This window comes from Pectobacterium atrosepticum (genome assembly GCF_000740965.1).
Lineage (GTDB): Bacteria > Pseudomonadota > Gammaproteobacteria > Enterobacterales > Enterobacteriaceae > Pectobacterium > Pectobacterium atrosepticum.
In genome coordinates, this window is sequence record NZ_CP009125.1 from 4,641,987 (window position 1) to 4,655,531 (window position 13,545).

6 protein-coding genes, 3 tRNA genes and 3 rRNA genes are annotated in these 13,545 nt (G+C 49.3%); all 12 read right to left on the bottom strand.

The window, feature by feature from the left end; genetic code table 11:
* Positions 1-5: 5 nt before the first annotated feature.
* The gene (yjfF, locus tag GZ59_RS20635; RefSeq protein WP_011095704.1) at positions 6-968 is read right to left on the bottom strand and encodes a galactofuranose ABC transporter, permease protein YjfF; all 963 of its coding nucleotides are present in this window, start codon (positions 966-968) and stop codon (positions 6-8) included.
* Entirely contained in the window at positions 968-1,978 is a 1,011-nt protein-coding gene (gene ytfT, locus GZ59_RS20640) for a galactofuranose ABC transporter, ATP-binding protein YtfT (RefSeq protein ID WP_011095705.1), read from the bottom strand. Before ytfT ends, yjfF begins: the two co-directional genes overlap by 1 nt.
* Positions 1,965-3,485 (bottom strand): galactofuranose ABC transporter, ATP-binding protein YtfR, encoded by a 1,521-nt coding sequence (gene ytfR, locus GZ59_RS20645; RefSeq protein WP_039295311.1) that lies wholly within the window; start codon positions 3,483-3,485, stop codon positions 1,965-1,967. Before ytfR ends, ytfT begins: the two co-directional genes overlap by 14 nt.
* Positions 3,486-3,675: 190 nt before the next feature.
* Entirely contained in the window at positions 3,676-4,632 is a 957-nt protein-coding gene (gene ytfQ, locus GZ59_RS20650; protein WP_011095707.1) for a galactofuranose ABC transporter, galactofuranose-binding protein YtfQ, read from the bottom strand.
* Positions 4,633-5,071: 439 nt separating this feature from the next.
* Positions 5,072-5,147: transfer RNA gene (locus GZ59_RS20655), tRNA-Trp, on the bottom strand.
* A 54-nt stretch (positions 5,148-5,201) separates the two neighbouring features.
* Positions 5,202-5,278: transfer RNA gene (locus GZ59_RS20660), tRNA-Asp, on the bottom strand.
* A gap of 52 nt (positions 5,279-5,330) precedes the next feature.
* A 5S ribosomal RNA gene (rrf, locus tag GZ59_RS20665) occupies positions 5,331-5,446 on the bottom strand.
* Positions 5,447-5,571: 125 nt separating this feature from the next.
* Positions 5,572-8,480, bottom strand: a 23S ribosomal RNA gene (locus GZ59_RS20670).
* A gap of 228 nt (positions 8,481-8,708) precedes the next feature.
* A tRNA-Glu gene (locus tag GZ59_RS20675) sits at positions 8,709-8,784 on the bottom strand.
* A gap of 141 nt (positions 8,785-8,925) precedes the next feature.
* A 16S ribosomal RNA gene (locus GZ59_RS20680) occupies positions 8,926-10,468 on the bottom strand.
* The 16S, 23S and 5S rRNA genes sit together here with 3 tRNA genes alongside, the layout of an rRNA operon.
* 380 nt (positions 10,469-10,848) lie before the next feature.
* Positions 10,849-11,706, bottom strand: a complete 858-nt coding sequence (gene murI / locus GZ59_RS20685; protein WP_011095708.1) for a glutamate racemase — start codon at positions 11,704-11,706, stop codon at positions 10,849-10,851.
* Positions 11,651-13,498, bottom strand: coding sequence for a TonB-dependent vitamin B12 receptor BtuB (btuB, locus tag GZ59_RS20690; protein WP_011095709.1), 1,848 nt, complete (start codon positions 13,496-13,498; stop codon positions 11,651-11,653). Before btuB ends, murI begins: the two co-directional genes overlap by 56 nt.
* Positions 13,499-13,545: the final 47 nt, after the last annotated feature.

Sequence of the window (13,545 nt, forward strand, 5' to 3'; positions counted from 1 at the left end):
CCGACTTAAGCACGTCTGGCTAACCAGAATGTGCTTAACGCTTTCTGTAACCCAATGAAAGCAAACAGCAGGAAACCGATGACGATTTTTGTCCACCATGAGCTCAAGGTGCCGTCAAATGTGATATACGTTTGAATCAGGCCCTGAATCAGTACGCCAAACAGGGTTCCCAATACCGTTCCGACACCACCGGTCAGTAGCGTACCGCCGATCACGACAGCAGCGATGGCGTCCAACTCCACACCGCTTGCTGCCAGAGCATAACCCGCTGAGGTATAGAGCGAAAAAACAATGCCTGACAGCACCGCTAACATACTGGAAAGCATGTATATATGAATCGTCGTTCGCCTAACAGGCACTCCCATCAGCTCCGCAGAATAGCTGTTACCGCCTATAGCATAAACACGGTTACCGAAGCGGGTACGATGCGCCATTACAATCCCCAGTAGCACCACAACCAACATAACTAACGCCAGAAAGGTAAATCGTCCCCCATCAGGCATGCGCCATGCTAAACCCGCCAATTGGCTATAGACCGGATGATCGATGGGAATCGACTCCTGTGAAACGATAAAGCTCATCCCTCGGACAAAGAACATACCGGCAAGCGTGATAATAAATGCAGGCAATTTCAGCGTATCGATAATCCATCCCATCAACCCGCCAAACATGGCTCCCATTACCAGTGCAATTGCGAACGCAAAGAAAGGATCAATTCCATACGTACCGATCAATTTGGCCAATAGCACACCAGTAAATGCAATAACTGACCCAACGGAGAGATCGATCCCGCCAGACAGAATGACAAACGTCATCCCAACCGCCACGATCCCCAGAAAGGCGTTATCCGTCAGTAAATCAAAGAAAACTCGCGTCGAAGCAAAACCGGGAAATTGGCTGAGGCAAAACAGATAACCAGCAATAAATACCAGAATCGTCATCAACAGGGGGAAGTGGCGTTTCAACATTATGTTTTCCTCCTGAACAGGTGATGCAGCGAAATGCGTGGAGATTGCATAATCAAAACCAGCAGAACGACGAGTGCCTTCAGGACAAGGTTAAATTCCGGCCGATAACCAGATAGCAGGATTCCGGTATTCATACTTTGAATAATCAATGCGCCGACGACAGAGAGCAGCAAATTAAAGCGCCCCCCGAGTAGCGAACCGCCACCGATCACCACAGCCAGAATCGCATCTAATTCCAACCAGAGTCCCGCGTTGTTCGCATCCGCACCTCGGATATCCGCCGTTACGATCACGCCCGCCACGGCGGCACACACGCCGCATATGACATAAGTCGCGACTAATACCAGCTTCGTGCTCACGCCAGCATTGCGAGCTGAACGCAGATTAATGCCGACTGATTCGATAAATAGCCCAAGCGCCGTTTTACGAGTCAGCGCCCATAACACCAGCAGCATCACGCAGGCAATAATCACTGGCATCGGCAGATAGAACAGGGTTCCACTACCCAGCTTAGCCAACCCAGCGTTATCAAACGTGATAATTTGGCCTTCGGTAATCAGTTGAGCGATTCCCCGTCCGGCAACCATCAGCATTAACGTCGCAACAATCGGCTGAATCTGCAACACCGCAACCAGAAAGCCATTCCATAGCCCACACAGTGCACCAACCAATAATGAGGCAAGCAATACGGAAGGAAGTGGATAGCCAGCAGCAGTAAGCGTTGCAGCCGTCGCGCCGGCAATCGCCATCACCGCACCAACCGATAAATCGATGCCACCCGTTGCAATCACCAGCGTCATACCTAATGCCAACAGCGCAACAGGCGCACCGCGGTTAAGGATGTCGATAAGGCTCCCAAATAAGCGCCCATCCTGAATATGGAGGGAGAAAAAATTGGGTGCGACCATACTATCAATCAGCAAGATAGCAACGAGAGCCAGAAGTTGTGGCGCCCCTTTGGTGAACGTTAGACGTACTTTTCTGGCAGGTTTGATTTTATTGTCTGTCATCAGCCGCTCCCGTTTGTACTGCGATGGCCTGCATCACTGCGGCAACCGAGATCTCGCTATGTTCGAGATGCGCAACATGCTGCCTGTCACGCAGCACAATGATGCGGTCGGCATAACCGGTCAGCTCTTCCAGTTCAGAGGAGATCACCAATAACGCCATTCCCTGCTCACACAGTTTTTCGATCAGGCGAATGATTTCAGCATGCGCGCCGACATCAATACCTCTCGTTGGCTCATCTAGAATCAAGAAACGCGGTTCTGTTGCCAGCCAGCGTGATAACAGTACTTTTTGCTGATTCCCTCCCGATAGATACTGAATTTCCTGCTCAGCACTAGGCGTGCGAATCCCCAATAGGCTGATAAACTTTTCAGCTATACGGGTTTGCTCGCGTAAAGAAATAGGCTTCAGCCAGCCGCGCTGCGCCTGAAGGGCCAGAATAATGTTCTCTCGTACCGTTGCTGCACCGACGATGCCGTCAGTTTTGCGATCCTCTGGGCAATAGCCAAAACCCAGCTTTCCTGCTGCACGCGGCGTGCGAATGTTGATTTTTTTACCATCAACCCACGCTTCACCGGCGTCAGGCACGTTGATGCCAAATATCAGTTGCGCGGTTTCTGTCCTGCCCGATCCCAGCAGACCAGCCAGACCAACAATTTCTCCCGGACGCACGGAAAGCTCGAAGTCGTTAATCGAACCACGCCGACCATAATGTTTAAATTGCACAATGGGTTCACCCGAGACGTCACTGTGTTCACCACGTTTAAGTAACGTTTCATCAAAACTGTGCCCCAGCATCATTTGGACTAATTCAATACGCGGTAGCTCTGCAGTTGGTAATGTCCCGACTAACCGTCCATTGCGTAAAACGGTAATTCTGTCGCTAATGCGGTAAACCTGATCCAGAAAATGCGTGACAAATATCATGCCGATTCCACGATCGCGTAGCTTCCGCAATATATCCAGCAGCATATCGACTTCTTTTGCATCGAGGCTGGCGGTAGGTTCATCGAGAATCAAGACTTTAGCGGAAAGATCGACAGCTCTGGCAATCGCTACAATTTGCTGGACTGCAATGGAATAATTTCCAAGCGGATGACTAACATCAATAGCCAGCCCATAGTTCAATAACAGGGCCTCGGCCTGAAGCAGGATTTTGTGTTGATCAACAATGCCCCATCGTGTGGGTTCACGGCCAATAAATAAATTTGCCGCAACAGACAGATTCGGTAATAGATTAACCTCTTGATATACCGTACCGATGCCCAATGACTGAGCATGGGCCGTATTAACAGGATTAATCGCTATGCCATCGAGGATAATGTCACCCGATGAGCGATGGTAAACACCAGTCAGCGCCTTAATTAGCGTTGATTTCCCTGCACCATTTTCCCCCAGTAGAGCAACTATCTCGCCGCGATTAAGCGTAAAGTCCACCTGATCTAATGCTTTCACCCCTGGAAATTCAACGCTCATGCTCCGAATATCTAACAACCGTGTCGTTTCCATCAGCATCACCTATACGACAACTTAACAAGGCTACGTCATACCTGAGCAATATTATGGTAAGTAGGCTAACAATATTCTCTGCCCTTTTGTTTACAGGAGCAGAAAATAGGGTAAACCCACTTTTCCATATTCATATTTCTGCTAGGTATTTAGCAAAATTTATATAAATGATAAGTTCACAATATAAAGATCAATAACCAAGATCTTTTTTGGTTTCATACTCCTGTTTTGCCGTATCGGACAGCAATAAACGAGACTCTGTCTGAATAAATTTTTCTGGCTGTTTTCCGTCCTTCTTCATCGCTAATAAAGCATCAAAAGCAGGTCCAGCCATATTGGGTGTTAACTCAACGGTAGCATTGGCTTCACCATTCATCATGGCCTTGAAAATATCGGGAACACCATCAATAGAGACAACTTTTATTTGTGAGCCAGGTTTTAGGCCTGCCTCTTTAATTGCCTGAATAGCACCTATAGCCATATCATCATTATGTGCATAAACCGCGCAGATATTTTTTCCGTTCTGCTCAGCTTTAATAAAGCTTTCCATGACCTCTTTACCCTTACTGCGAGTAAAGTCTCCTGACTGTGATCGAATAATTTTTATCTGTGGATCTGAAGCTATACCTTCAGCAAACCCTTTCTTGCGGTTGATCGCAACGCTAGCCCCAACCGTTCCCTGCAATTCGACAACATTACACGGTTTACCTGCAGCCTCTTTCACAAGCCATTCCCCTGCCACTTTTCCTTCATAGACACTGTCAGAGGCAATAGCAGCGGTGTACAGCGATGGATCGCTAACCTCAATCGTTCTATCAAGCAGGAATACCGGGATTTTTGCTTCTTTAGCTTCCTGTAAGACTGGTGCCCAGCCTGTAGCAACGACCGGTGCGATAAATATGGCATCAACACTCTGAGCGATGAATGACCGTACAGCCTTAATCTGGTTCTCTTGTTTCTGCTGAGCATCAGCAATTTTTAGCGTTATTCCACGCTTCTCTGCTTCTTGCTTCGACACTTTAGTCTCTGCAGAGCGCCATCCTGATTCTGAACCAATCTGAGAAAACCCAACCGTCAAGGGTTTTGCCTGTACGGCACCACATAATGCCGTGCTTACAGCAACAGCTACCAGTAAACGTCTGTACATACTTAAACTCCTTCTGTGTAGTCTTACAGCTACTTAGTCAGATTTCAGGTACAGCGTAGCGCTACGAATTTATGCTATAGCGCTGCCGATGTAATGTTGGCAGGTATAACTAGCAAGTGAATGCAACCTGAAGGATCGCTGTGAAAAACGATTTACCCTCACTCAGGTTGTAGATAGTTTTAGTTCAAATATCGAACAAGGTAGATGAGCAAGTTCACAACCTGGTATTACGGTGATTTTGTGCATATTTACAGCTAAATAAGCACGATCGTTCAGAAGGACATCAAAGGTCTTTATCTATTAAATAACAATACCTTAGAGTTTATGGCTATTCAAAAAAGAGGAATAATGAAGAAATCGAGGGGAGGTATACAAGGCAGGATTTAGCATAGAGTACAAATCAAAAAAAACCCTTCACGATAACGTGAAGGGTTTTATTTGGCAGGGGCGGAGAGACTCGAACTCGCGACACCCGGTTTTGGAGACCGGTGCTCTACCAACTGAGCTACGCCCCTAAATTATTCTTAACATTATGCCTGCTAAAGTTAGCAGGCATAATTTTTAATAAGTGGCGGAACGGACGGGGCTCGAACCCGCGACCCCCTGCGTGACAGGCAGGTATTCTAACCAACTGAACTACCGCTCCACCGAATTTCTCTACAACCACCAGATTGCTCCGGCTTACTGCTTAATTTGATGCCTGGCAGTTCCCTACTCTCACATGGGGAGACCCCACACTACCATCGGCGCTACGGCGTTTCACTTCTGAGTTCGGCATGGGGTCAGGTGGGACCACCGCGCTATCGCCGCCAGGCAAATTCTGTTTCATTCCAACCGTTACACTTCACTTTTCTTGTGTCGTATAACCATCAGAACCAATCTTTGAACAAGCTGAATATCGTTTTATATGAGTCACCCACAAAACACCTTCGGTGTTGTAAGGTTAAGCCTCTCGGGTCATTAGTACTGGTTAGCTCAACGTATCGCTACGCTTACACACCCAGCCTATCTACGTCGTAGTCTTCAACGGCCCTTCAGGGGCATCTAGTGCCCAGGGAAGACTCATCTCGAGGCAAGTTTCCCGCTTAGATGCTTTCAGCGGTTATCTCTTCCGCACTTAGCTACCGGGCAATGCAATTGGCATCACAACCCGAACACCAGTGGTGCGTTCACTCCGGTCCTCTCGTACTAGGAGCAACCCCTCTCAATCTTCCAACGCCCACGGCAGATAGGGACCGAACTGTCTCACGACGTTCTAAACCCAGCTCGCGTACCACTTTAAATGGCGAACAGCCATACCCTTGGGACCTACTTCAGCCCCAGGATGTGATGAGCCGACATCGAGGTGCCAAACACCGCCGTCGATATGAACTCTTGGGCGGTATCAGCCTGTTATCCCCGGAGTACCTTTTATCCGTTGAGCGATGGCCCTTCCATTCAGAACCACCGGATCACTAAGACCTGCTTTCGCACCTGCTCGAGCTGTCACTCTCGCAGTCAAGCTAGCTTATGCCTTTGCACTAACCTCCTGATGTCCGACCAGGATTAGCTAACCTTCGTGCTCCTCCGTTACTCTTTGGGAGGAGACCGCCCCAGTCAAACTACCCACCAGACACTGTCCGCAACCCGGATCACGGGCCTACGTTAGAACATCAAACATTAAAGGGTGGTATTTCAAGGTTGGCTCCACAAGAACTGGCGTCCTCGCTTCAAAGCCTCCCACCTATCCTACACATCAAGGCTCAAGGTTCAGTGTCAAGCTATAGTAAAGGTTCACGGGGTCTTTCCGTCTTGCCGCGGGTACACTGCATCTTCACAGCGAGTTCAATTTCACTGAGTCTCGGGTGGAGACAGCCTGGCCATCATTACGCCATTCGTGCAGGTCGGAACTTACCCGACAAGGAATTTCGCTACCTTAGGACCGTTATAGTTACGGCCGCCGTTTACCGGGGCTTCGATCAAGAGCTTCGCCTTGCGGCTGACCCCATCAATTAACCTTCCGGCACCGGGCAGGCGTCACACCGTATACGTCCACTTTCGTGTTTGCACAGTGCTGTGTTTTTATTAAACAGTTGCAGCCAGCTGGTATCTGCGACTCCCGTCAGCTCCGTCCGCAAGGGACTTCACCGACAGGAGCGTGCCTTCTCCCGAAGTTACGGCACCATTTTGCCTAGTTCCTTCACCCGAGTTCTCTCAAGCGCCTGAGTATTCTCTACCTGACCACCTGTGTCGGTTTGGGGTACGATTTGATGTTACCTGGAGCTTAGAGGCTTTTCCTGGAAGCGTAGCATTGGTTACTTCATCACCGTAGTGACTCGTCATCACGCCTCAGTGTTAATAATGACCCGGATTTACCTAAGTCATCCACCTTCACGCTTAAACCGGGACAACCGTCGCCCGGATAACCTAGCTTTCTCCGTCCCCCCTTCGCAGTAACACCGAGTACAGGAATATTAACCTGTTTCCCATCGACTACGCTTTTCAGCCTCGCCTTAGGGGTCGACTCACCCTGCCCCGATTAACGTTGGACAGGAACCCTTGGTCTTCCGGCGTGCGGGTTTTTCACCCGCATTATCGTTACTTATGTCAGCATTCGCACTTCTGATACCTCCAGCAACCCTCACAGGTCACCTTCGACGGCTTACAGAACGCTCCCCTACCCAACAACACCTAAGTGTCGCTGCCGCAGCTTCGGTGCATGGTTTAGCCCCGTTACATCTTCCGCGCAGGCCGACTCGACCAGTGAGCTATTACGCTTTCTTTAAATGATGGCTGCTTCTAAGCCAACATCCTGGCTGTCTGTGCCTTCCCACATCGTTTCCCACTTAACCATGACTTTGGGACCTTAGCTGGCGGTCTGGGTTGTTTCCCTCTTCACGACGAACGTTAGCACCCGCCGTGTGTCTCCCGTGATAACATTCTTCGGTATTCGTAGTTTGCATCGGGTTGGTAAGTCGGGATGACCCCCTAGCCGAAACAGTGCTCTACCCCCGAAGATGAGTTCACGAGGCGCTACCTAAATAGCTTTCGGGGAGAACCAGCTATCTCCCGGTTTGATTGGCCTTTCACCCCCAGCCACAAGTCATCCGCTAATTTTTCAACATTAGTCGGTTCGGTCCTCCAGTTAGTGTTACCCAACCTTCAACCTGCCCATGGCTAGATCACCGGGTTTCGGGTCTATACCCTGCAACTTAACGCCCAGTTAAGACTCGGTTTCCCTGCGGCTCCCCTATTCGGTTAACCTTGCTACAGAATATAAGTCGCTGACCCATTATACAAAAGGTACGCAGTCACCCTGATTAATCAAGGCTCCCACTGCTTGTACGTACACGGTTTCAGGTTCTATTTCACTCCCCTCGCCGGGGTTCTTTTCGCCTTTCCCTCACGGTACTGGTTCACTATCGGTCAGTCAGGAGTATTTAGCCTTGGAGGATGGTCCCCCCATATTCAGACAGGATGTCACGTGTCCCGCCCTACTCATCGAACTCACAATCTGTGCATTTTTGTGTACGGGACTATCACCCTTTACTGTGCGACTTTCCAGACGCTTCCACTAACACACAAACTGATTCAGGTTCTGGGCTCCTCCCCGTTCGCTCGCCGCTACTAGGGGAATCTCGGTTGATTTCTTTTCCTCGGGGTACTGAGATGTTTCAGTTCCCCCGGTTCGCCTCATTACGCTATGTATTCACGTAATGATAATGTGTCGAAACACATTGGGTTTCCCCATTCGGGTATCGTCGGGTATAACGCTTCATATCAGCTTACCGACGCTTATCGCAGATTAGCACGCCCTTCATCGCCTCTGACTGCCTAGGCATCCACCGTGTACGCTTAGTCGCTTAACCTCACAACCCGAAGATGTTTCTTTCGATTCATCCTCGCGCTGCGATTATTTGAGAGACTCATTGACATGCTGATTCATCACGACCCGCCCGAAGGCAGTCATGCATGTTCAGCTGTCATGTTTCAATTTTCAGCTTGTTCCAGATTGTTAAAGAGCAATATCGTAAACATGACTCAAAAGAATCATCTTTAAGATATTCGGTGATAATGTCTTTCACTCATTATCGGATTGGCGTCCCCAAGGGGATTCGAACCCCTGTTACAGCCGTGAAAGGGCAGTGTCCTAGGCCTCTAGACGATGGGGACACGAAAAATCCGTACCGAATTAAAAATCCGGCACTATCGCGTCAGCATGAGTCTACACTCATGACATCAACAGGTGCGCTTGCTCAGTATTTTCATCAGACAATCTGTGTGAGCACTTCACTTAACACACATCTTTATTGGTAAGGAGGTGATCCAACCGCAGGTTCCCCTACGGTTACCTTGTTACGACTTCACCCCAGTCATGAATCACAAAGTGGTAAGCGCCCTCCCGAAGGTTAAGCTACCTACTTCTTTTGCAACCCACTCCCATGGTGTGACGGGCGGTGTGTACAAGGCCCGGGAACGTATTCACCGTAGCATTCTGATCTACGATTACTAGCGATTCCGACTTCATGGAGTCGAGTTGCAGACTCCAATCCGGACTACGACGTACTTTATGAGGTCCGCTGGCTCTCGCGAGTTCGCTTCTCTTTGTATACGCCATTGTAGCACGTGTGTAGCCCTACTCGTAAGGGCCATGATGACTTGACGTCATCCCCACCTTCCTCCGGTTTATCACCGGCAGTCTCCTTTGAGTTCCCGCCATTACGCGCTGGCAACAAAGGATAAGGGTTGCGCTCGTTGCGGGACTTAACCCAACATTTCACAACACGAGCTGACGACAGCCATGCAGCACCTGTCTCAGAGTTCCCGAAGGCACTAAGGCATCTCTGCCAAATTCTCTGGATGTCAAGAGTAGGTAAGGTTCTTCGCGTTGCATCGAATTAAACCACATGCTCCACCGCTTGTGCGGGCCCCCGTCAATTCATTTGAGTTTTAACCTTGCGGCCGTACTCCCCAGGCGGTCGACTTAACGCGTTAGCTCCGGAAGCCACGCCTCAAGGGCACAACCTCCAAGTCGACATCGTTTACAGCGTGGACTACCAGGGTATCTAATCCTGTTTGCTCCCCACGCTTTCGCACCTGAGCGTCAGTCTTTGTCCAGGGGGCCGCCTTCGCCACCGGTATTCCTCCAGATCTCTACGCATTTCACCGCTACACCTGGAATTCTACCCCCCTCTACAAGACTCTAGCCTGTCAGTTTTGAATGCAGTTCCCAGGTTAAGCCCGGGGATTTCACATCCAACTTAACAGACCGCCTGCGTGCGCTTTACGCCCAGTCATTCCGATTAACGCTTGCACCCTCCGTATTACCGCGGCTGCTGGCACGGAGTTAGCCGGTGCTTCTTCTGCGGGTAACGTCAATCAGCAAGGTTATTAACCTTACTGCCTTCCTCCCCGCTGAAAGTGCTTTACAACCCGAAGGCCTTCTTCACACACGCGGCATGGCTGCATCAGGCTTGCGCCCATTGTGCAATATTCCCCACTGCTGCCTCCCGTAGGAGTCTGGACCGTGTCTCAGTTCCAGTGTGGCTGGTCATCCTCTCAGACCAGCTAGGGATCGTCGCCTAGGTGGGCCATTACCCCGCCTACTAGCTAATCCCATCTGGGCACATCTGATGGCAAGAGGCCCGAAGGTCCCCCTCTTTGGTCCGAAGACGTTATGCGGTATTAGCTACCGTTTCCAGTAGTTATCCCCCTCCATCAGGCAGTTTCCCAGACATTACTCACCCGTCCGCCGCTCGTCACCCAAAGAGCAAGCTCTTCTGTGCTACCGCTCGACTTGCATGTGTTAGGCCTGCCGCCAGCGTTCAATCTGAGCCATGATCAAACTCTTCAATTTAAGATTTGTTTGATTTGCTGAACTCGTCAGCGATGCTCAAAGAATTAAAACTGTTTATTCGTAATGAATTTCACTGTTGTTCACTCTTCAAGACTTTTTATATCGTTTAAGATACGGTCTTGTGAGTGCCCACACAGATTGTCTGATTATATTGTTAAAGAGCAGTGCCACGTCTTCCGTGGCGCGGGCCGCATATATTATGCTTTTCCGCTGTGAAGTCAAGTCATTACTGACCGCCTTCGTTGAATCTTTTCTGTCACACCAACTTCGTAAGTCGCTGTTGCCGTGCCAGTGGATGCGCATTATAGGGACTTCTCGCCCGCTGACAAGCGCTAAATGCAAAATAATTATCGCTTGTCTACTATTCACCCACAATGCGATTAAAGTGGCAGTTTTTCCAGCGAATTGAAGCCATAACGCTGCAATATTGGCCACAGCGTGGCCACTTTAGGCGTAATCTTCAGGCAATAAACCAGATTCCTATCTGTAGAAAGCGGAGGATTATCCAGATTAGCAATCAGCCATGCCGTTCTTTTGGCTATAGCAGCGCCAGAATCCACAAGACGCGTCCCTTCAGGCAAAACCATCTTCAGCTCTTCTGCCAACAATGGGAAATGCGTACAGCCAAGCACAACCGTATCTGGTGGCTCTGTCAGACGTAGCCAAGGACGCAGAATTTTTTGCAGTTCAGAAATTGAGATCGCCTCCCCCTGCAATTTAGCCTCTGCCAACTCAACCAGTTCCGACGATCCCAGCGACAAAATCTGGCAATCCGTAGCAAAACGGGTAATCAGCTCGTGTGTATACGGGCGTTGAACGGTTGCCCGCGTCGCCAGTAGGCCAACAACGCCGTTGCGCGTCAGCTTAGCCGCAGGTTTAACCGCAGGGACGACGCCCACGACAGGGAAAGTAAAACGTTCACGTAAAGCAGGAAGGGAAATCGTACTTGCCGTATTGCAAGCAATCACAACCAATGCGAGCTGATGGCGTTGTTGAACTGCACTGACAATCTCAACCACACGCTCGATAATAAATTGCTGTGATTTCTCACCATAAGGAAACGCTTCATTATCGAATGCGTATATATAGTGAAGATCCGGCAGGAGTTGCCGGATTTCATCATAAACAGACAGCCCGCCTACGCCGGAATCAAACACCAGAATCGTAGGACGGGATGGCAGGTTAGAAGGTATAGCTTCCAGTGAGATAGTATTCTCGCCCTGCCGTGCGGTAGCCATATGCCGTCTCATAATCTTTATCAAACAGGTTGGCGATTCTACCACGAACCGTCAGATGAGAGGTGACTGGATATGATGCGGCGAGATCCCATAGGCTTACACCACCAAGCTTGACTGTCTGATAGTCATCAACCGCTGGGATATAATTGCCATAATCTTTGTCGTAACGGCTTCCCAGATATTGATACGTTACACTCCAATCAAGATCGTACACCTGCCAATCCAGTTGATATTTTACCTGCTGCTTTGCACGGCGAGCCAACGGCTCATCAGTGATGGCATTGCGCGAGTCAACATAATCATAGCTAATACGATGGCCGACAGGCCCAGTGTCAAAACTAGCGGTGGCTTCAATCCCTTTGATTTTGGCTTTACCGACATTTTCATAAACGTAACCAGTGCTGCCTGTTGCATCAATCAGGTTGTCGATGTCATTGCGGTATCCAGAAACCCTCCATATAACTGGCCCAGTAAGACCTTCAACTCCACTTTCCCACTGTTTGCTTTCTTCTGGCTGAAGGTCACGGTTGCTGCCAAACCTTCCATATAATTGCCCCATATTTGGCGCTTTAAATGCAGTGCCATAAGAAGCAATCAAGCTATAACCTTCAATAAACTCCCAGGACGCCCCTGTTCGCCAAGTATTATGCCAACCGAATTCAGATTGATCGTCACCACGAACAGATCCTTCAAGCACTATGGAGGCAAAGCGTTGCTGTCCAGTAAGGTAAATACCTGTATTATTTTGACTTTCTTCTCGGTTCACGCTGGTTGAATCCGGCTTAATGATCTGATCCTGCCAATCAACTCCAGCACTCACCGTACCCGCGCCCACTTGCAGCACATTGCCCCACTGTGCGTTGTATTGCTGGGAATCAACTAACGTCGAACCGCTGCTATGCAGACCTCTGAGCGGATCGTAGTCATAATCTTTGCTATGGCTATAGCTTCCAATTAACTGTGTGGAGTAAATACCACTCTGATAGCGCAGGCCGGTATCCCATGTTTGGCTATAAAGCTGACGAGTATCTACCGAAGAGAAGTTGTCGTAGTCAGTGCGGTTGTCATAACCATAGCCCCGAAGAAAACCGCTGAATTGATCACCAAATTTATGTTCAACCGTACCATACAACGATTTACTCATAAATCCGTCACGGTCAGGCTGCGCAGGCGAAGCAGTACCGTAAGCAACCACGTCAAATCCTTTGGTGTAAACGTAATTACCGGCCAATGTCGCTGTTGTGCTGTCGCCTAATGCTTGCTGCGTTGCAGCATCGTAGGATTGATAACCTTTTGATCCCACACCAGCGTTCAATGTGGTGCCGTTCTTCTCTCTGGTGGTGATAATATTTACCACACCACCAATAGCGTCAGACCCATAAACCGCAGAGCGTGAACCACGAATATATTCAACTTTCTGCACCAGTGAGAGAGGAATTTGGCTGAGGTCAGATGACCCACTAATACCTGCCTGATTCAGCCGAATACCATCGATCAGTACGAGCACGTGGCTAGAGTTAGTCCCACGAATAAACAACGAGCTTTTTTGCCCTAATCCACCATTTTGTCCGATATCCACACCAGGTAAACGACGCATAACATCAGTTAGGCTTTTTGCCTGCCAGCGGTCGATCTCTTCACGAGTAACCACGGTTGTCGGTGCCAAGACACTGTTTACTGGCTGTTGAAAACGGTTAGCAGTAACCACCATGGCATTGTTATCCGTTTCCTGCGCCCAGCCAGAAAATGCCGTGACGGAAAGCGCCGTCAGCAGCGAAATTTTTTTAATCATTGTTAATGCATCCGAGAGATAATAAGGATGCCGCAGATTCTGTTAAT